This is a genomic window from Halomonas sp. SS10-MC5 (assembly GCF_015992245.1).
GTDB classification, from domain to species: Bacteria; Pseudomonadota; Gammaproteobacteria; order Pseudomonadales; family Halomonadaceae; genus Halomonas; species Halomonas sulfidoxydans.
The window spans coordinates 4,226,952-4,246,902 of record NZ_CP065435.1; the positions used below are offsets into that span (position 1 = coordinate 4,226,952).

General features: G+C 68.7%; 17 protein-coding genes. 10 read left to right on the forward strand and 7 right to left on the reverse strand.

Features of this window, described 5'->3' with window-relative positions:
- Positions 1-36 precede the first annotated feature (36 nt).
- Positions 37-1,059, reverse strand: coding sequence for a type I glyceraldehyde-3-phosphate dehydrogenase (gene gap, locus I4484_RS19785; protein ID WP_197448860.1), 1,023 nt, complete (start codon positions 1,057-1,059; stop codon positions 37-39).
- Between the two features lie 366 nt (positions 1,060-1,425).
- Here gap and pyk point away from each other — a divergent pair, with 366 nt between their 5' ends.
- The 3 genes from pyk to pgi all read left to right on the forward strand — a co-directional run bounded on the left by pyk (position 1,426) and on the right by pgi (position 5,095).
- Positions 1,426-2,892 carry a pyruvate kinase gene (pyk, locus tag I4484_RS19790; RefSeq protein WP_197448861.1) on the forward strand — a complete coding sequence of 489 codons (1,467 nt, stop codon included), beginning with the start codon at positions 1,426-1,428 and terminating at the stop codon, positions 2,890-2,892.
- On the forward strand, positions 2,889-3,377 hold the full coding sequence (locus I4484_RS19795) for a methylglyoxal synthase (protein ID WP_197448862.1): 489 nt from the start codon (positions 2,889-2,891) through the stop codon (positions 3,375-3,377). Before pyk ends, I4484_RS19795 begins: the two co-directional genes overlap by 4 nt.
- A gap of 62 nt (positions 3,378-3,439) precedes the next feature.
- The gene (gene pgi, locus I4484_RS19800) at positions 3,440-5,095 is read left to right on the forward strand and encodes a glucose-6-phosphate isomerase (RefSeq protein ID WP_197448863.1); all 1,656 of its coding nucleotides are present in this window, start codon (positions 3,440-3,442) and stop codon (positions 5,093-5,095) included.
- A gap of 46 nt (positions 5,096-5,141) precedes the next feature.
- Here pgi and crcB read toward each other — a convergent pair whose 3' ends face one another.
- Both crcB and I4484_RS19810 read right to left on the reverse strand, forming a co-directional pair.
- Complete coding sequence (gene crcB, locus I4484_RS19805) at positions 5,142-5,534, reverse strand: fluoride efflux transporter CrcB (RefSeq protein ID WP_197448864.1); 393 nt, start codon at positions 5,532-5,534, stop codon at positions 5,142-5,144.
- Positions 5,531-5,923 carry a CrcB family protein gene (locus I4484_RS19810; RefSeq protein WP_197448865.1) on the reverse strand — a complete coding sequence of 131 codons (393 nt, stop codon included), beginning with the start codon at positions 5,921-5,923 and terminating at the stop codon, positions 5,531-5,533. The genes crcB and I4484_RS19810 overlap by 4 nt, the downstream gene beginning before the upstream one ends.
- A gap of 283 nt (positions 5,924-6,206) precedes the next feature.
- Between I4484_RS19810 and ybiO the strand changes: the two genes are divergently transcribed.
- From ybiO to I4484_RS19825, 3 genes are all read left to right on the forward strand, one after another.
- Positions 6,207-8,522 carry a mechanosensitive channel protein gene (gene ybiO, locus I4484_RS19815; RefSeq protein ID WP_197448866.1) on the forward strand — a complete coding sequence of 772 codons (2,316 nt, stop codon included), beginning with the start codon at positions 6,207-6,209 and terminating at the stop codon, positions 8,520-8,522.
- Positions 8,523-8,729: 207 nt separating this feature from the next.
- Complete coding sequence (locus I4484_RS19820) at positions 8,730-9,131, forward strand: hypothetical protein (RefSeq protein ID WP_197448867.1); 402 nt, start codon at positions 8,730-8,732, stop codon at positions 9,129-9,131.
- A complete protein-coding gene (locus I4484_RS19825) occupies positions 9,128-11,272 on the forward strand; it encodes a pyrroloquinoline quinone-dependent dehydrogenase (RefSeq protein WP_197448868.1) in 2,145 nt (714 codons plus the stop codon). Before I4484_RS19820 ends, I4484_RS19825 begins: the two co-directional genes overlap by 4 nt.
- A 65-nt stretch (positions 11,273-11,337) precedes the next feature.
- On the opposite strand, the gene I4484_RS19830 is transcribed toward I4484_RS19825, so the two are convergent.
- From I4484_RS19830 to hemC, 4 genes are read right to left on the reverse strand one after another with little or no spacing between them, the layout of a single operon-like run.
- Positions 11,338-12,591 (reverse strand): heme biosynthesis HemY N-terminal domain-containing protein, encoded by a 1,254-nt coding sequence (locus I4484_RS19830; RefSeq protein ID WP_197448869.1) that lies wholly within the window; start codon positions 12,589-12,591, stop codon positions 11,338-11,340.
- Entirely contained in the window at positions 12,588-14,189 is a 1,602-nt protein-coding gene (locus tag I4484_RS19835) for a uroporphyrinogen-III C-methyltransferase (RefSeq protein WP_197448870.1), read from the reverse strand. The genes I4484_RS19830 and I4484_RS19835 overlap by 4 nt, the downstream gene beginning before the upstream one ends.
- Before the next feature lie 6 nt (positions 14,190-14,195).
- Positions 14,196-14,993, reverse strand: a complete 798-nt coding sequence (locus tag I4484_RS19840; RefSeq protein ID WP_197448871.1) for a uroporphyrinogen-III synthase — start codon at positions 14,991-14,993, stop codon at positions 14,196-14,198.
- Positions 14,994-15,932 (reverse strand): hydroxymethylbilane synthase, encoded by a 939-nt coding sequence (gene hemC / locus I4484_RS19845; RefSeq protein ID WP_197448872.1) that lies wholly within the window; start codon positions 15,930-15,932, stop codon positions 14,994-14,996.
- A 254-nt stretch (positions 15,933-16,186) separates the two neighbouring features.
- On the opposite strand from hemC, the gene argH reads away from it, so the two are divergent.
- From argH to dapF, 4 genes are read left to right on the forward strand one after another with little or no spacing between them, the layout of a single operon-like run.
- Positions 16,187-17,599: an argininosuccinate lyase gene (gene argH / locus I4484_RS19850; protein ID WP_197448873.1), complete on the forward strand. Its 1,413-nt coding sequence runs from the start codon at positions 16,187-16,189 to the stop codon at positions 17,597-17,599.
- Positions 17,600-17,607: 8 nt separating this feature from the next.
- Entirely contained in the window at positions 17,608-17,796 is a 189-nt protein-coding gene (locus tag I4484_RS19855; RefSeq protein WP_197448874.1) for a lipoprotein, read from the forward strand.
- 3 nt (positions 17,797-17,799) lie between these two features.
- Entirely contained in the window at positions 17,800-19,092 is a 1,293-nt protein-coding gene (lysA, locus tag I4484_RS19860) for a diaminopimelate decarboxylase (RefSeq protein WP_197448875.1), read from the forward strand.
- Positions 19,092-19,925: a diaminopimelate epimerase gene (gene dapF, locus I4484_RS19865; protein ID WP_197448876.1), complete on the forward strand. Its 834-nt coding sequence runs from the start codon at positions 19,092-19,094 to the stop codon at positions 19,923-19,925. Before lysA ends, dapF begins: the two co-directional genes overlap by 1 nt.
- Positions 19,926-19,951: the final 26 nt, after the last annotated feature.

Below are 19,951 nucleotides of genomic sequence, written 5' to 3' on the forward strand. Positions count from 1 at the left end.
GCTCATCTGCATGGCGTCACCGCTTCACATCACCCCTCACGCCGCCTCGCGCTTGGCGTCACTCGCGGCCTGCATGGCGAGCGCAGTGTCGAGCATGCGGTTGGAGAAGCCCCACTCGTTATCGTACCAGGCCATCACCTTCACCAGGCGGCCGTTCACCCGGGTGTGGTTGGCGTCGAAGGTGGAGGAGTTGGCGTCGTGGTTGAAATCGATCGATACCAGCGGCTGGGCGTTCACCGCCAGCACCGGTGAGGCGTCGGCGGCCTTGGCCAGGATGGCGTTGATCTCTTCCTTGGTGGTATCGCGCCCGGCGGTGAAGACCAGGTCCACCAGCGAGACGTTGATCACCGGCACCCGCACCGCCAGGCCGTCGAACTTGCCGGCCAGCTCCGGCAGCACCAGGCCGACCGCGGCGGCAGCGCCGGTCTTGGTCGGAATCATCGAGTGCGTGGCGCTACGCGCCCGGTAGGGGTCGCTGTGATAGACGTCAGACAGGTTCTGATCGTTGGTGTAGGCGTGCACCGTGGTCATCAGGCCGTTCTCGATGCCCACCGTGTCGTTGAGCGCCTTGGCCACGGGGGCCAGGCAGTTGGTGGTGCAGGAGGCGTTGGAGACCACCTTGTGCTCGGGCTTGAGCACGTCCTCGTTGACGCCGTAGACCACGGTGGCATCGGCGTCCGGGCTCGGCGCGGAGATGAGCACGCGCTTGGCGCCCGCGTCGAGATGCTTGGCGGCGGCCTCGCGCTTGGTGAACAGGCCGGTGCACTCCATCACCAGGTCGACGCCCAGCGTCTTCCAGGGCAGCGCAGCCGGGTCGCGCTGGGAGAGGATGGCGATGCGGTCGCCATCCACGCTCAGGCTCTCCTCGTCGTGCTCCACCTTGAAGGGAAAATGACCGTGCACAGTGTCGTGGCGCAGCAGGTGGGCGTTGAGGGCAGGGTCGCCCAGGTCGTTGATGGCCACCACTTCCACCCGGTTGCGGTAGCCGTTCTCGTACAGAGCACGCAGCACGTTACGACCGATACGACCGAAGCCGTTGATGGCGATCTTGAGCGTCATGTCCTCTCTCCTCCAGAGCGTCTCTGTCGTTTTCAGGTAGCGGATAGAGCCGGTGGGCAGAGATCGGGCATCGGTGATGCCGGCTGGGCAGCCTGCGGCTCCTGTTAAGTCTGTCTCCTAAATGTGACGCAAACCGATCAGGGACTCAAGAATTTTTTAGTAACTTTACAACATAAGCGGTTGGGTGAATCGATACACCTAGATTGGCCCGCGCACCTCGAGACGCTTCGCAACCTAGCAAAATCGCCATGCCGGGCAGGGCGGAGGGAGGCCATCTCATGCCGCGGCACAATGTAGTAAACTTACCGCAAAACCGATATGGTTGTAGTCTGACAACATTTCCTTCCCTTCAGGAGGCGCCTCGACATGCCGAAGCCACCGCCGCACACTCCCATCCGCCGCACCAAGATCGTCGCCACCCTGGGCCCGGCCAGCGACCGCGAGGGCGTGCTGGAGGCGATGATCCGCGCCGGCGTCGACGTGGTGCGCCTCAACTTCTCCCACGGCAGCGCCGCCGACCACCGCCGCCGGCTGATCGCCGTGCGCCAGATCGCCGACCGCCTGGGGCGCAGCGTCGCCGCCCTGGGCGACCTGCAGGGGCCCAAGATCCGCATCGCCCGCTTCCAGGACGGCGCCGTGGTGCTCGAGGAGGGCCAGCCCTTCGTCCTCGACATGGCGCTGGCCGGCGACGCCGGCGACACCACCCGCGTCGGCTGCGACTACAAGCAGCTGATCGACGACGTCGCCCCCGGCGACCGCCTGCTGCTCGACGACGGCCGCCTGGTGCTCGACGTGGAGCGGGTCGAGGGGGCGCAGGTCCACACCACCGTGGTCACCGGCGGCAAGCTCTCCAACAACAAGGGCATCAACAAGCAGGGCGGCGGGCTCTCGGCCCCGGCGCTCACCGACAAGGACAAGGCCGACCTCGCGACCGCCATCGAGATCGGCGTGGATTATCTCGCCGTCTCCTTCCCGCGGCATGCCGAGGACATGCACGAGGCGCGCCGGCTGCTCGGCGAGGCGGGCAAGGAGATCGGCCTGGTCGCCAAGCTCGAGCGCGCCGAGGCGGTGGCCGACGACGCCACGCTCAACGGCATCATCGAGGCCAGCGAGGCGGTGATGGTGGCGCGCGGCGATCTCGGCGTGGAGATCGGCGACGAGAAGCTGATCGGCATGCAGAAGCGCATCATCAAGCGCGCCCGCACCCTCAACCGCGCGGTGATCACCGCGACCCAGATGATGGAGTCGATGATCGGCTCGCCGCTGCCCACCCGCGCCGAGGTGTTCGACGTCGCCAACGCCGTGCTCGACGGCACCGACGCGGTGATGCTCTCGGCCGAGACCGCCGCCGGCGACTACCCGGTGGAGACGCTGGAAGCCATGCGCCGGGTGTGCCTCGGCGCCGAGCGCGAGCGCATCGCCCAGGAGTCGGGCCACCGCATCCACGAGGGCTTCTCGCGCATCGACGAGACCATCGCGCTCTCCGCCATGTACGCCGCCAACCACCTCAGCGGGGTGGCCGCCATCGCCTGCATGACCTCGACCGGCTACACGCCCTTGATCGCCTCGCGCATCCGCTCGGGGCTGCCCATCGTCGGGCTCGCCCACAGCCCCGTGGCCCAGCGCCGCATGGCGCTCTACCGCGGGGTGGTCTCGCTGCCGTTCGACACCACGGCGATGGCGGCCGGCGAACTCAACGACCGGGCGCTTTCGCTGCTGGTGGAACAGGGGATTGCCGAACCGGGCGATCATGTCATCCTGACCCGGGGCGACCACATGAACGCCCACGGTGGAACCAATACCCTGAAGATCCTCGAGGTAGGCCAGCCATGACCGACAGCCGCCCCCAACGCAGCGTGCGCCGCACCCTGCCGGCACGCAAGCGCATCGCCCTGATCGCCCACGACGGCAAGAAGGCAGAGCTGCTGGAGTGGGCCGAACGCTGGCGCGACACCCTGGCCGCCCACCAGCTGGTGGGCACCGGCACCACCGCCGGGCGCCTCTCGGCCAGCCTCGGGCTCGAGGTGGAGGGGTTGATGAGCGGCCCGCTGGGCGGGGACCAGCAGATCGGCGCGCGCATCACCGAGCAGCGTCTCGACCTGCTGATCTTCTTCTGGGACCCGTTCGCCCCGCAGCCCCACGACCCCGACGTCAAGGCGCTGCTGCGCCTGGCCGCGCTGTGGAACGTGCCGGTGGCGTGCAATGCCGCCAGCGCCGATTTCCTGGTCAGCTCGCCGTGGCTCGCCCAACCTTACGAGATGGCCATTCCCGACGCCGCTGCGTGGGTGGCCTCTCGCCGTCCCGAACAGGCTCCGTAGAAAAGAACTCGTACAGAACAAAGCGACCGGCGGGCCCGGCCCGCGACTCTTGTGAGGACACCATGTTCCAGCTCACCCGCAGCGTTACCTGGCAGGCTCTCGAGCGGCTGCAACAGGCCACCGCCAACGACCGCATCAGCGACTATTTCACCGCCGACCCGCAGCGCTTCGACAAGATGAGCCTGCGCGTCGGCGGGCTGTTCCTCGACTACTCCAAGCACCACGTCTCCGAGGCGGTGCTGACCAAGCTGCTCGAGCTGGCCGACCATTCGGCGCTGGTGCAGCGCCGCGCACAGATGTTCTCCGGCGACATCATCAACGTCACCGAGGACCGCCCGGTGCTGCACACCGCGCTGCGCAACCTCGGCGAAGGGCCGCTGATGGTCGACGGCAAGGACGTGATGCCCGAGATCCAGCGCACCCGCGAGCAGCTCCGCCGCTTCTCCGAGGCGGTGCGCAGCGGCGAGTGGCGCGGCTACAGCGGCGAGCGCATCCGGGACGTGGTCAACATCGGCATCGGCGGCTCGGACCTGGGCCCCAACATGGCCTGCCGCGCGCTGCTCAAGTACCGTCAGAGCGACCTCAACTTCCACTTCGTCTCCAACGTCGATGGCGCCCACATCCAGAAGGTGCTGTCGCGCCTCGACCCGGCCACCACGCTGTTCATCGTCTCGACCAAGACCTTCTCCACCCAGGAGACGCTGCTCAACGCCAAGACCGCGCGGCGCTGGTTCGTCGAGACCGCGGGCGAGGACGCCGACGTGGGCGCCCACTTCGTCGCCGCCTCGACCAACCGCAAGGCGGCCATGGAGTTCGGCATCCGCGAGGAGAACGTGTTCGAGTTCTGGGCCTGGGTCGGCGGGCGCTACTCGATGTGGTCCTCCATCGGCCTGCCCATCGCGCTCTCCATCGGCTTCGACGGCTTCATGGAGATGCTCGAGGGCGCCTACGAGATGGACCAGCACTTCATCGAGGCGCCCAACGCCCGCAACATGCCGGTGCTGATGGCGCTGATCGGCATCTGGTACATCAACTTCCACGGCGCCGAGACCCAGGCGATCGTGCCCTACGACCAGGCGCTGCATCAGCTGCCCGCCTTCCTGCAGCAGCTCGACATGGAGTCCAACGGCAAGTCGGTGGACATCTTCGGCCATCCGGTCAACTACAAGACCGGGCCCATCGTCTGGGGCCAGACCGGCTCCAACGGCCAGCACGCCTTCTTCCAGCTGCTGCACCAGGGCACCCGCTATGTGCCGATCGACTTCATCGCCTCGCTCAAGCCCGAGCCGGGCATGGAGGAGCACCACTTCGCCCTGCTCACCAACATGCTGGCCCAGGCCAACGCCTTCATGATGGGAAGCCAGGAGGGTAGCCAGCTCGACCCCTACAGCTGCCCCGGCAACCGTCCCTCCAGCGTGCTGCTGCTCGACGAGCTGACGCCGCGCAATCTCGGCGCGCTGATCGCGCTCTATGAGCACAAGGTGTTCGTCCAGGGGGTGATCTGGAACATCAACTCCTTCGACCAGTGGGGCGTGCAGCTGGGCAAGCGCATCGCCGGCGAGATCAGCGAGCGCATCGACGAGCACAGCCAGGACTTCGACGCCTCGACCCAGGGCCTGCTGGCGCTGGTGCGCGAGCGCTTCCGCTCCGCTCCCGAGAGGGTTGAACCCGCCAAGGCGGGCAAACCGGAAAAGAAGACGGCAAAGACCAGGCGCTGAAAAGGAGGCGTAAAAGGCAGGCCAGGAAGGCAGCGAAAGCGGCCCGTCAGCGGTGGCGGGCCCGCCCGAAACGGTCGCCCCACCAGGCCGCCGCCAGCCACAGCGGCACGCTTAGCACAACGTAGGCCAGCGCCAGTCCGGGACGGCCGCGCTCGAGCAGATGCAGCGTCTCCAGGCCGAACAGCGAGAAGGTGGTGAAGCCGCCGCAGAAGCCGGCCACCAGGAACGGCTGCCAGCGCGCCACCCGGCCCGTGCGGCGACAGGCGGCATGGGCGGCAAACGCGGCAATCAGCCACGAGCCGAGCAGGTTCACTGCGAGCGTGCCCCAGGGAAAGGCGGGGCCCAAGGCCGCCAGCGAGCCCAGCGACAGCAGCCAGCGCAGCACGCTGCCCAGCGCGCTGCCGACGGCGACCGCCGCATAGCGCTGCCAGCCGCTCATGCCAGCCCCTCCACCAGCCGCCAGCCCAGCGCGGCCAGGGCGAGCCCGGCGATCAGCGTCGCCGATACGTTGGCCAGCGCCGCGCGCCAACGCCCGCTCTGCCACAGCGCCAGGCTCTGCAGGCTCAGCGAGGAGACGGTGGTATAGCTCCCCAGCAGCCCCACCACCAGCAGCGCCCAGCCGCCTGACAAGCCCGCATCCGCGGGCAGGCCGAACCAGCCGGCCAGCCCGCCCGCCAGCAGCGCCCCGCTGAGATTGACGACCAGCGTGCCCCACGGAAACCCCGTGCCCGCCCGCTGGGCCAGTAGATCGGACAGCGCCAGCCTCGCCATGCCGCCCAGCGCGCCCCCGGCTGCCACGATCAGCAGCAGCCCCGTATGTGACCCCATGTCGTCCCCTCGCCGACCCTGCCAGCCGATGCTAGCCGAGTCGGCGGATGCAAACAAAAAAAGAGGCCATCCGGAGGGAGGATGGCCAAGGGGATGTAGAGCTTCGTTCAGGGAATCGCGCCCTGGGGAAGGGCGCAGGACAAATATGACACATTAACTTCATCGTGTACAATGCCTGCACAAGTAATCGTTGCCATTCGTTCCCGGCGCCCTGACGCCCTATCATGAGCGGGACGGAATATATATTGCTCCCTGCCCGACACGCCCGAGACGGAGGTCACGCGTGATAGCACACCGGTTTGTCCCCTGGCTGTTCGGCTGGCTGATCCTCGCCCTGCTGGTCACCGCACCGGCCCTGGCCCAGCCCGCCGACGACGCCGCCGTTCCCGCCCCCGAAGCCCTTGCCGAGCTGCTCGAGAACGAGCAGACACGACAGCAATTGATCGACCATCTGCGCCGCCAGGCGGCCGACCCGGCACTGGCCGATGCCGAGTCGGCCCCGGAGCAGATCTCGCTACCCAGGCGGCTGGCCGAAATGACCAGCCGCGTCGTCAGCGATGTCGGCGGCGAGGTGAGCAACCTGTTCGGCATCGTGGCGGGGCTGTTCAGCGCCGACACCGATACCGCCGCCCTGGACTGGGGCGACTTCGCCACGGCCGTGATCAACCTGGGGCTGGTGATCCTGGCCACCTTCGTCCTGTTCCTGGCGTTCCGGCACCTGTCGCGACCGCTCTTCTCGCGCCTGAGCCGATGGTCGCGGCACGAGGGCAGCGGCCTCAATCCGATCATTCGCCTGGTGCTCTGCGTCGCCGTCGCTGCGCTGGTCGACGTGCTGGTGGTCGCGCTGGCCTACGTGGGAGGCAACCTGATCGCCACCTTCGCCGTGGGCGAAACCGGCGAACTGTCGACCCGCGCCTCGCTGTTCCTCAATGCCTTCCTGATCATCGAACTGATCAAGGCGGCCCTGCGCATGCTGTTCTCGTCGCGCTACGAGGGGCTCAGGCTACTGCCCATCTCGGCCGGCGAAGCCTCCTACTGGAACCGCTGGATGGCACGCCTGGTCGGCCTGGTCGGCTACGGCCTGCTGGTGGTGGTGCCGCTGGTCGGTTTCTACCTGGCGCCCACGCTGGGCCAGGGTCTCGGCGCGCTGATCATGTTCATCGCCTTCCTCTATGCCGTGGGCGTGGTCCTCAAGAACCGCACCCGTATTCGCGATGAACTCTTTGCCATGGCGGCCCGCTCCGACTTCACCGCCACCCGGATCTCGCTGCAGCTGTTCGCCCGCACCTGGCACCTGTTCGCCCTGGCCTATTTCCTGATGGTGCTGGTGCTGACCCTGACGCGACCGGCGGATGCCCTGCCCTTCGTGCTCTTCGCCACGCTCAAGACGGTGGCGGTGGTCGTGGTCGGCATGCTGCTGTCGAGCCTGCTGACCCAGTCCATCGGACGGCGTATCCGGCTCTCCGACGACCTGCGCCGCAAGCTGCCGCTGCTCGAGCCGCGCCTCAACAGCTACGTGCCCAACGCACTGAGGGTCATCCGTACCGTGATCCTGGCGGCGGTCGTGCTGCTGGTGCTCAACGCCTGGGGCGCCTTCGACCTGGCCGCCTGGTACGCCTCCGAGGCGGGACGCGGACTGGTCGGCAAGCTGATCAGCGTGGCGGTGATCCTGCTGGTCGCCATCGCCGTGTGGCTGGCCCTGGCCAGCCTGATCGAGCACAAGCTCAACCCCGAGACCGGCAAGGGCGAGCCCGATGCCCGCGCCAAGACGCTGCTATCGCTGTTTCGCAACGCCCTGGCGATCGCCCTGATCACCATGACCGGGATGATCGTGCTATCCGAGATCGGCATCAACATCGGCCCGCTGATTGCCGGCGCCGGCGTGCTCGGCCTGGCCATCGGCTTCGGCGCCCAGAAGCTGGTACAGGACATCATCACCGGTATCTTCATTCAGGTGGAGAACGCCATGAACACCGGCGACGTGGTCACGGTGGGAGGGATCACCGGCACCGCCGAGCGGCTCAGCATCCGCTCGGTAGGCATCCGCGACCTGGCGGGGGCCTATCACATCGTGCCCTTCTCCAGCGTCGACACCGTCTCCAACTACATGCGCGAGTTCGGCTACCACGTGGGCGAGTACGGCATCGCCTATCGCGAGAGCATCGACGAGGCGATCGTCGCACTGCGCGACGCCTTCGACGAACTGGCCGCCGACGACGACCACAAGATGAACATCGTCGCCCCGCTGGAAGTGGCCGGCGTCGTGGCGCTGGCCGACAGCTCGGTGAACATCCGCGTGCGCATCAAGACCACCCCGGGTACCCAGTGGGGCGTGGGGCGCGCCTACAACCGCCTGGTCAAGCTGCACTTCGACGCCAAGGGCATCGAGATCCCCTTCCCCCACACCACGCTCTACTTCGGTGTGGGCAAGGAGGCCGAGGCACCGCCGGCCAACGTGCGCCTGATGCGGCAGGACTTCGACATCGACGGACGCCCCGGCGGCCAGCCCCGCTCCGGCGAGAGCAGCCGCGAAGGCGAGGACGATCCGCGCGCGAAGCCCAACCCCGAGTTCAGGGGCGACTACGAAGAGCGGGAGTGAGTCCTCGAGGTTCGTGATCCCGCCGGCATGAACGCCTCCCACCGCCCTGCGGTGGGAGGCGTTGTCGTCTCGGCCCTCGCATCGCCCGGCGCGGCAGGAAGAATCCCGCCACGTGCCTATACTGTTGCTGAGTTCCGGCGCAGCGCAGCCTGCACTCCGCCAGAGCCATCGCGCATGCTTCGAAGGCGTTCAAGGGATGGGACCACCATGACAAGCAAAGCACGAGGCACCGCCTACGGTGCCTGGCTGCTGCTCGCGATTTCAGCCATCTCGCTGATTCTCGCGGCAGTCGCCACGTTCAACGAAGGCAACGGCATCGCTCATACTCCGGGCACCTATCTGGTGCTGACCTCCACCGCACTGCTGCTGGTCGGGTCGCTGCTGCTGGCCCTGTGGCACGGCTTGCCACGCTGGCTGGGCGGGCTGCTCACTTTCCTGCTGTTGCTCGACCTGCTGGGTACGGGCCTGGCGGCCTACCTGCTGCAGACCGAGTGGCTGCTGGGCGCCGTGGGGGTCGGGCTCGTGGCGTGGCTCATTCATGTGATTGCCGATCCCGCTACGGGCACGCGCAACCAGCACAAGACGCAACGCCAGGGGGCCGCTTCATGACACGCCAGGACGTCATCACCCTTTTCTCCTCGCTGCTGCTCGCGGGCGCCATCGGCTACGCACAGGCGCAGGAGGCCCCCTCCACCGACGAGGAAGGCGGCCAGCCACAGGGTATCATCGAGACCCAAGACGACGAGTCCGAACAGGACGCCAGCGACGACGAAGCGCAAGCGGACCAGGACGCGGACGACAGCGAAGAATCCTCGGTGACGCCGACCGGCCCCGGCGGACGCGTCGAGACCGGGCCCGCCGGCGACGCGCCCGACGGCGGGGAGCCCTCGCCGCCCCGCACCGGACCGGACGCCTGGATGGAATCGCCGGACAGCTGGGCGACCTTCAACGGCGACCTGCGCGCCCAGAAGTACACGCCGGCCGACCAGATCACGCCGGAGAACGTCGGCGAGCTCGAGCCGGCCTGGGAGTACCACACCGGCGACGTCGCGGATGGCAGCGACGAGATTCCGATGTCGGTGTGGTCGGCGACCCCGCTGTTCGTCAACGACACGCTCTACCTGGGCACCCCCTTCTACCGCATCATCGCTCTCGATCCGGGCAGCGGCGAAGAGAAGTGGACCTTCGACCCCGAGGCGCCCCTCGAAGCGCTGACCCAGCCCAACATGAAGGGCCGCGGCGTGGCCTACTGGGAGGCCGACGAGCCCCGTGCGGGCGAGGCCTGCGAGAAGAGGGTCTACGTCGGCACCATGGACGCCAAGCTCTATGGCGTCGATGCCGACACGGGAGAGCCCTGTGCCGACTTCGGCGACGGCGGCATGGTCGACGTCAACCAGTGGAACACCGTCAACGACAAGTGGCCGCTGTCGCTGTTCCAGCCGCCCACGGTGTACAACGACACCCTGTTCCTCGGCTGGGCCGGCAAGGACTGGGAGGACGCCGTCGCGCCGCCAGGAACCGTCTTCGCTCTCGATGCCCGCACCGGCGAGCGCAAGTGGACCTTCCATGCGCTGCCCGAGGAGGTGGTCGAGCGGACCGGCACGGCCAATGTCTGGGCCTCGATGTCGCTGGACCCCGAGAGCGGACTGCTGTATATCCCGATCAGCTCGCCGAGCCCCAACTACTACGGCGGCGAACGCACCGAGGAGCTGCCGTTGGCCACCTCGGTGACGGCGCTCGACACCGAGACCGGCGAGGTGGTGTGGAGCCGGCAGCTCGTGCATCACGACATCTGGGACTACGATACCGTCGCCCCTCCCACCCTGGTCGACATCGAAAAGGATGGCGAGACGGTGCCCGCCCTGGTGCAGCCGTCCAAGCAGGGCTTTTTGTTCGTGCTGAACCGGGAGACCGGCGAACCCGTGTACCCGATCGAGGAGCGCGAGGTGCCGGCTTCGGATGCCGAGGGGGAGCAAGCCGCGCCGACCCAGCCGTTCGTCGACGTGCCCGAGCCGGTGATCCCCGACGAGTGGCCGGGGATCTCGAAACTGGCCGACATCGTCGGCCTGGGCGAGTGCAGCCGCAAGGCCGAGGGGCTGCGCTACGAAGGGCGCTTCACGCCGCCGAGCGTCGAAGGTACGCTCGCCTACCCACCGACGACGGGAGGCTCGCAGTGGGGCGGTGGCGCCGTCGATCCCGAAAGCGGCGTGTTCGTGATCAACTCCAACAGCGTGGTGCAGATCTACCGCCTCATTCCGCGCGACGAGTATGAGCAGCGGGAGCAGTCGGGCGAGACGGGCGGCTACTACGCCCAGGGCGACACGGCCTACGGCTTCCAGCTCGAGACATTCCTCAACTGGGCCGGCATGCCGTGCTGGAAGCCCCCCTACGGCACCCTCGCCGCCTACGACCTCACCACCGGCGAGCGCTTGTGGAACGAACCGTTCGGCCAGGTGCAGAAGCACGGCTTCTATATGCCGGAGTCGTGGGGGTCGGTCACCATCGGCGCGCCGGTGATCACCCGCTCGGGGCTGATCTTCATCGGCGCCTCGATGGATTCACGCGTGCGCGCGATCGATCTGGAGAGCGGCGAGGTGCTGTGGAAGCATCTGGTCGATGCTCCCGCCGTCTCGATGCCGGCGGTCTACACCTACCAGGGCAAGCAGTACGTCACCTTCGCGGTGGGCGGCAACTCCATCCTGCTGCCCAAGGTGAGCGATCAGGTCATCGCCTTCGCCTTGCCCGATTGACCCCGGCGTCGCATGACGACGCAGGGGCGCCTCACGGCGCCCCTGCGGTTCCCGGTGTCGGCGAATCAGTCCTTCGCCCCGCCGGCCTTCTCGGGCTGGACGGCCGGCTCGACCGGCTGCGGCAGTGAGGGCAGCGACTTGTCGAGCAGCTCGACGCTCTGGCGATAGTAGAGCTGGCTCTTGTTGTGCTCGCCCAGGTTGGCATAAAGCCGCGCCAGCTCGGCACACACCACGCCGCTGGGGCGCTGCCGCTGGCTCGCCTCGAAGTACTCCTGGGCCTTGCCCCAGTAGGCGTTGCGCAGCGCCAGGCGGCCCAGGGTGAGCAGCAGGTCGGGGTCGTTGGGGCGCTCCTGCAGCCACTTCTCGGCATGCACCAGTTGACGCGCCGGGTCGACGTCGAGCAGCCCGTAGCGCAGCACCAGGCGGCTGTCCCAGTGCTCCTTGAGCGAATGGCGCAGCAGGCGCTCGGCGATCCCCTCCTCGTTGCCGCGCACCAATGCCTCGGTATAGAGCACCACCAGCTCGACGTTGCCGCGCAGCGCATCCGGCATGTCGGCCCACAGGTTGCGGATGCGCTCGACGTTGCCCGGGTCGCGCGCCTCGTGAACCAGCAGCTCCTTGTAGGCGCGCAGCTCCAGTTGGGTGCGCTCCTGGGGCGAGATCAGCTGACGCGACGCCAGCCGCGGCATCAGCCGGCGCAGGCCGTCCCAGTCGTTGACGCTGAGATAGGCCTGCTTGAGCTGCTTGAGCACCTGGGGGTGGTTGGGCATCTGACGATCGAGGCGGGTCAGGATCGCCAGGGCCTCCTCGTACTGCTGGCGATCCAGCATCAGTTGGACCTGCATCAGGCCCACCGCGCTATCGGCCCCCTCGGTGGAGAGATGGGCTCGCTTGAGCAGCGTGTCGGCCTGTTCGTATCGCCCCTGGTAGTGGGCTGCCAAGGCGGCGGAGAGGTAGTTGACCAGCGGCGTGCTGGAGTCGTCGGCCGCCTTGACCAGTGACTTCTCGGCACGCTTCCAGCGGCCTTCGGCCAGCGCCACCAGCCCGCGCACGGTACGCTTCATGGCGTTACGGTGACGGGTGCGGCGGTTCCACACCTTGAGCCGGCTGACAGGGTGACGCAGGCGCATCAGCACCCGCAGGGCGAAGTGCAGAATCAGGAATACCGCCAGCAGCAGCACCAGACCGAACCAGAAGGAGGTCTGGTAGGAGGTGTCGCCCACCCGCACCAGCCAGTAGCCCGGCAGCGAGACCATCAACTGGCCGAACAGGGCTCCCAGCGCCAGGCCGAGGAGAACGATCAGCAGCAATTTTCTCATGCCTCATCTCCCTGGCCGCCGCGCGAACCGAAACGACGCTCGATGAATTCGGCCAGGGCCTGCTGGGAACCGCTGATGTCGGGGAGCTCGGGCTGGATAGTCTCGCCCTTGAGCGCCCGGAGCCGCTCGACGACGGCCTGCACCTCGCTGCGCTCGGTGTCGTAGTAGCCCTCGATCAGGGCCAGCGCCTTGTCGATGCTGGCTTCATAGAGCTCCTGTTCCTCCTTGAGCAGCGCCAGCTGGGCCTGCTCCAGCACCAGGCGCGCGCTCTGGCGCAGGTAGGACTCCTGTTCCGGTGTGATCAGCCCCTCGAGCGCCTCGTCATGATGGCGAATGACGACCAGCTCCTTGAGCTCCTGGCCGAAGCGCGAGAGCTGATCCTGCCAGCCGCCGCTGGGGGCCTCCTCGATGCCGGAACGTGCCGGGATCTCCTCCAGCTCGCGCGACAGCGGCAGCTGCGCCAGGCGCTGCTGCTGGGCGTCGAGCGCCAGGTAGAGGCCGGTTCGGTCGACCTGGGGCACGCCGTCGAGGATGGCAAGCTCCGAGGCGATGGCGCGACGGATGGAGAGCAGTGCCGGGTTGTCGGCCTCGTTCAGGCGCGCATCGGCGGTGCGCAGCAGCGCCTTGGCCCCTTCCACGTCGCGCTCGAGCTGCAGGCGCTGGTTGGCCAGGCGCAGCAGGTAGGCGGCCTCGGCATGGATCCATTCTCGCTCGTCGGTGTCCTGGGTGCTGGACAGCTCGTCGAGCACCTGGTCGAGCGCCTCGTCGACCTCGCTGCGGTAGCTGGCGAACTCGCCCTGCATGGCGTCGATCGCCTCCGACAGGGCGGCGTCGCGCTCCTGCTCGCCGCTCTCGAGGCGTTCGCGCAGGCTGGCGAGTTCGTCGGCCGAAGCGGCCCCGCCGGCGCGCTCCTCCAGTTCGGCCAGGCGCTGCTGCTGGGCGTCGAGCCGCTCCCAGGTATTCCACGCGAACAGCCCCGCACCGATGCCGAGGAACAGTACCAGGATCAGCGCCAGCACACCGGCGGCACGACCGGCCCCCTTGCCGCCATCGCCCCCCGTGGCAGGCAGGGTCGAGCCGCCGCCGCCCCCCGGGGCCGCCGGCTTGCCCGTGCTGTCGTCGGGCTTGCTCGCGCCCGTGGTCTTGCCCGTGGCGGCGGGCTTGTCAGGTCCGGCGTCCTTCGGCTTCGCGCTATCGGACTCGGCGCCCTTCGGCTTCGCGCTATCGGACTCGGCGCCCTTCGGCTTCGCGCTATCGGACTCGGCGCCCTTCGGCCTCGCGCTATCGGATTCGGCGCCCTTCGGCTTCGCGCCAGCACCGGAGTCGTCGCTGGCCTTGGCCGGGGCCGCCTTGGCCTCTCCCGGCGTGGCCGTAGAGGCAGGCTTGCTCGAGCTTGCGGAAGCATCGGCGGAGGCTGCCGGGGACGTCTCGCCGGCCTTGGCGGTCGTAGGCGGCGTCGATGAGCTGCCACGCGGAGAACGACCCTTGCCGGCATCGCTGCCGGACTTGTCCTTGGCTCCGGCCTCTCGCCCCCTGTCATCCTTGCCCTTTGCGGAAGGCGCCTTCTGTTCGTCCTGCTCGTTGGTCTGCTTGCTCATCTGTCGCTAGCCCTTTTCGAGATCATCTTGATCGACATCGGCATCCTCCTGGTGACAGGCCGCGGCCACGGCGCCGGCAAGCGCTGCCGGCGTGGCGCCCGGCGCCACCACGGGGGTGCGAAACCCCAAGTCGCCGGCCAGTGTAGCCAACCGGCGACTGGAGACGATTAACGGTGGGTTCAAGGTGGCCCTGGTGCTCCATCTTGCCAGATGTTCGAGGATTTCTCCGCTACTCACTACCAGCGCCCGAAACTCGCCCCGGGCGAGGCGTTCACGCAGGGCCGGGGGCGGCGGCTGCAGGCGCCGCCGATAAAGCGACAGCCGCGTGATTCGCGCCCCGCGTGCCGCCAGGGTGTCGGCCAGTAGCGCACGGCCGCCCTCGCCGGCCACCAGCAGCACGCGCTGGCCCGCGAGCGAGCGCAGCGAGGCGAGCTCGAGCAGCGCCTCGCTGGTATCCTCGCCGGCGGCGGCCGGCGGCAGGTGCACCCTGACCCCGAATCGCTCGTGCAGCACCTCGGCGGTGGCCGCCCCCACCGCGTACCAGGCCGTGCCCAACGGCAGCTGCGGCCAGTAGCGGTCGAGCGCCTGGTAGAGGCACTCGGCGGCGAAGGGGCTGACCACCACCACCTTGTGAAAGTGATCGAAGTCGAGCCACGCCTGGCGCATCGCGGGAGTCTCCGGCAGCGCCTCCAGCGTCATGGCCTCGAGGTTCGCCACCGGAAAGCCGGCGGCCTCGATGGCCGCCGCCAGGGCCGCCGCCCGCTCGCCGGGCCGGCAGATCAGCACGGGAGCCCCGCCAGACATTCAGGCGCCGTAGACCTGTGCCAGGATCTCGCCGGCGCCCTGCTCCAGCAGGTCTTCCGCCACCCGCACGCCCAGCGCCTCCGGCTCGTGGATCGAACCGCGCCCCTCGGCGCGCAGCACCTCGGTGCCCTCGGGGTTGCCCACCAGCGCCCGCAGCCACAGGGTCTGACCGTCCTCCTCGAAGACGGCATAGCCGCCAATGGGCACCTGGCAGCCGCCCTCCAGGCGGGTGTTCATGGCGCGCTCGGCGCGCACCCGGGTCGCCGTGACGGGGTCGTCCAGCGGCGCCAGCAGCGAGACCAGCTCCGGGTCGTTGATGCGACACTCGATGCCCAGCGCACCCTGGCCGCAGGCCGGCAGGCACACCTCGGGGGGCAGCTCCTGGGCGATGCGCTCGCCCAGCCCCAGGCGCTTGAGCCCGGAGGTGGCCAGGATGATGGCGTCGAACTCGCCGGCGTCGAGCTTGGCCAGGCGGGTCTGGACGTTACCGCGCAGGGTGAGGATCTCCAGGTCGGGGCGCTGCTCGCGCATCTGCAGGCCGCGGCGCAGGCTGGAGGTGCCGATGCGCGCCCCTTCGGGCAGCGCGTCGAGCGAGGCGTAGTGGTTGGAGACGAAGGCATCGGTGGGCTCGGCCCCGGCGAAGATCACCGACAGCCCCAGCCCCTCGGGGAAGTGCATCGGCACGTCCTTCATCGAGTGCACGGCGATGTCGGCGCGGCCGTCGAGGATCGCCTCCTCCAGCTCCTTGACGAACAGCCCCTTGCCGCCGATCTTCGCCAGCGGCGTGTCGAGGATCTTGTCGCCGCGGGTGGAGAGCGCGACCAGTTCCACCTCGAGCCCCGGATGCTCGGCCATCAGCAGGTCGCGAACGTGTTCGGCCTGCCACAGGGCCAGCAGGCTCTTGCGGGTGGCTATGCGCAGCGTAGTGTTGGATCGCACGTGGTTCTCCCCTGCAGCGGGCCCGGCTGCCCCTGCTCAGCTGTAGTTGCCGTGCCATTATCGGTCACGGCCGGTAGACGGTCATTGACGATCATCATAAAGCACCGGGCGAAGCAGGAAAAATTGGCCCTCTCGTCGCCCGCCGCGCCCCTCGCCACTCGCGCCGACTCTGGTACACTGCAAGACTTGACCTCCGCCGCCGCACGCGGCTCCCGAGAACGCCACAGCACGCAACACGCAGGATGTCCACGCCGATGAGCTCTAGTTCCCCAACCCCCGGCACCAACCAGTCCTGGGGCGGCCGCTTCAGCGAACCCACCGATGCCTTCGTCGAACGCTTCACCGCGTCGGTCGACTTCGACCGGCGCCTGGCCCTTCAGGACATCCAGGGCTCCATCGCCCATGCCACCATGCTGGCCCGGGTGGGCGTACTGACCGACGCCGAGCGTGACGCCATCGTCGCGGGGCTGACCGAGATACGCGGCGAGATCGAGCGCGGCGAGTTCCAGTGGTCGGTGAAGCTCGAGGACGTGCACATGAACATCGAAGCACGCCTGACCGACAAGATCGGCGTCACCGGCAAGAAACTGCACACCGGGCGTTCGCGCAACGACCAGGTGGCCACCGACATCCGCCTGTTCCTGCGCGACGAGATCGACGTGGTCGAAGGTGAGCTGGCGCGCCTGCGCGCAGGGCTGATCGAACTCGCCGAGCGCGAGGCCGACACCATCATGCCCGGCTTCACCCACCTGCAGACCGCCCAGCCGGTGACCTTCGGCCACCACCTGCTGGCCTGGCAGGAGATGCTCGCCCGCGATCACGAGCGGCTGCTCGACTGTCGCAGGCGGGTCAACGTGATGCCGCTGGGCGCCGCCGCGCTGGCCGGCACCACCTATCCCATCGACCGCCACGTCACCGCCGAGCTGCTGGGCTTCGAGCGCCCCGCCGAGAACTCGCTCGACGCCGTGAGCGATCGCGACTTCGCCATCGAGTTCGCCAGCTTCGCCAGCATCCTGCTGATGCACCTGTCACGCATGAGCGAGGAGCTGGTGCTGTGGACCAGCGCCCAGTTCGACTTCATCGACCTGCCCGACCGCTTCTGTACCGGCAGCTCGATCATGCCGCAGAAGAAGAACCCCGACGTGCCCGAGCTGGTGCGCGGCAAGACCGGGCGCGTCTACGGCCACCTGATGGGCCTGCTGACGCTGATGAAGTCGCAGCCGCTGGCCTACAACAAGGACAACCAGGAGGACAAGGAGCCGCTGTTCGACACCCTCGACACGGTGCGCGACTGCCTCAAGGCGTTCGCCGACATGGTGCCGGCCATCGAGGCGCGCAAGGCGAACATGCATGAGGCCGCCCGCCGCGGCTTCTCCACCGCCACCGACCTCGCCGACTACCTGGTGCGCCGCGGCGTGGCCTTTCGCGATGCCCACGAGATCGTCGGCCAATCGGTGGCCTTCGGCATTCGCGAGAAAAAGGATCTCTCCGAGATGAGTCTCGACGAGCTGCGCCAGTTCTCCGAGGTGATCGAGGCCGACGTCTTCGAGGTGCTGACGCTGGAGGGCTCGGTGGCGGCGCGCAACCATATCGGCGGTACCGCCCCGGACCAGGTGCGCGCCGCGGCGAGCCGCGCCCGCGAGGCCCTGGCGAACCTGGGCCGCTGACCATGCGCATGACGAGCACACGCGCGGCACCGCGGGCCCGCCCGCTGGCGCTGGCGCTGGCCGCGCTGCTGCTGGCCGGCTGCGGCCAGAAGGGGCCGCTCTACCTGCCCGGCGACGAGGCCGCCGAGGAGCGCTACGGCAGCGGGGCGGCACACCAGGGCGAGCGGCACGACGCCGACGACGAGGACACGGACTGAATCATGGATCACTTCGAATATCGCGACGGCGTGCTCTACGGCGAGGAGGTACCGCTGTCGCGGGTGGCCGAGGCGGTCGGCACGCCCTGCTACGTCTACTCCAAGGCGACCCTGGCGCGCCACTTTCGCGCCTATACCGAAGCACTGGGCAGCCACCCCCACCTGATCTGCTACGCGGTCAAGGCCAACTCCAACCTGGCGGTGCTGGGTCTGCTGGCGCGCCTGGGCGCCGGCTTCGACATCGTCTCCGTGGGCGAGCTCGAGCGCGTGCTGGCCGCCGGCGGCGACCCGGCCAAGGTGGTGTTCTCCGGCGTGGCCAAGCAGGAAGCCGAGATGGCCCGCGCGCTCGAGGTCGGCATCAAGTGCTTCAACGTCGAGTCGCGCCCCGAGCTCGAGCGGCTCAACGCCGTGGCCGAGCGGCTGGGCCGGGTGGCGCCGGTGTCGCTGCGGGTCAACCCCGACGTCGACGCCGGCACCCACCCCTACATTTCCACCGGGCTCAAGGACAACAAGTTCGGCATTCCGGTGGACGAGGCGCTCTCCGTCTACGAGCTGGCTGCGCGCCTGCCGGGGGTGAGGATCGTCGGCCTGGATTGCCATATCGGCTCGCAGCTCACCGAGCTCGCCCCCTTCCTCGACGCCCTGGATCGCCTGCTGGTACTGCTCGAGCGCCTGCGCGAACGCGGCATCACGGTGGAACACCTCGACCTCGGCGGCGGGCTCGGCGTGCCCTACCGCGGCGAGCGCCCGCCGCAGCCCTTCGACTACGCCGCCTCGCTGCTCGAGCGCCTGTCGCGCTGGGAGCACGGCGCCGGCCTGACCCTGCTGTTCGAGCCGGGCCGCTCGATCGCCGCCAATGCCGGCGTGCTGCTGACCCGGGTGGAGTACCTCAAGCCCGGCGAGACCAAGAACTTCGCCATCGTCGACGCCGGCATGAACGACCTGATCCGCCCCTCGCTCTACCAGGCCTGGCAGGCGATCATCCCGGTGGACACCCGCCCCATGCGTGAAAGCGCCACCTACGACGTGGTCGGCCCGGTGTGCGAGACCGGCGACTTCCTGGGCAAGGAGCGCGAACTGGCGATCGACGCCGGCGACCTGCTGGCGGTACGCTCCGCCGGCGCCTACGGTTTCGTCATGGCTTCGAACTACAACAGCCGGCCGCGCCCCGCCGAGGTGATGGTCGACGGCGAGGCCTTCCATGTGGTGCGCCACCGCGAGAGCGTGGCGTCGCTGTGGGCCGGCGAGTCGCTGCTGCCCGAACCGGCAGCGGCACAGGACGGAGAGAGGCGCTGATGCTGCTGCACTTCACCAAGATGCATGGCCTCGGCAACGACTTCATGGTGGTCGACCTGATCACTCAGCGCGCCCGCCTGCGCGACGAACAGATCCGCCGGCTCGCCGACCGCCGCTTCGGCGTGGGCTTCGACCAGCTGCTGCTGGTCGAGCCGCCGCGCAACCCCGACATGGACTTTCGCTATCGCATCTTCAACGCCGACGGCAGCGAAGTGGAGAACTGCGGCAACGGCGCGCGCTGCTTCGCCCGCTTCGTGCGCGACCAGCGCCTGACCCACAAGCGCGAGATCCACGTGGAGACCGCCGGCGGCCCGCTGACGCTGGTGGTACAGGAGGACGGCCAGGTCACGGTAAACATGGGCAGCCCGCGCTTCGCACCGGCGGCGCTTCCCTTCGATGCCGCCGAGGATCGTCCGCTGCACGCCCTCGAGGTCGACGGCGAAAGCTACTCGATCGGTGCCGTCTCGATGGGCAACCCGCACGCGGTGCTGCGGGTCGACGACGTCGATTCGGCTCCGGTCGAGCGTCTCGGCCCGGCCATCGAGGCCCACCCCCGCTTCCCGCGGCGGGTCAACGTGGGCTTCATGCAGGTAGTCTCGCCCCACGAGATCCGCCTGCGAGTCTTCGAGCGCGGCAGCGGCGAGACCCTGGCCTGCGGCACCGGTGCCTGTGCCGCCGTGGCCAGCGGCATGCGCCAGGGCCTGCTCGAGAGCCCCGTCACGGTCCACCTTCGCGGCGGCGACCTGCGCATCGAGTGGCCCGGCGGCGAAGCGCCGCTGTTGATGACCGGGCCCGCCGAACGCGTCTTCGAGGGACGCATCGCCCTGGCCTGACCAGCCGGGCCCACCCGAACCGAGGA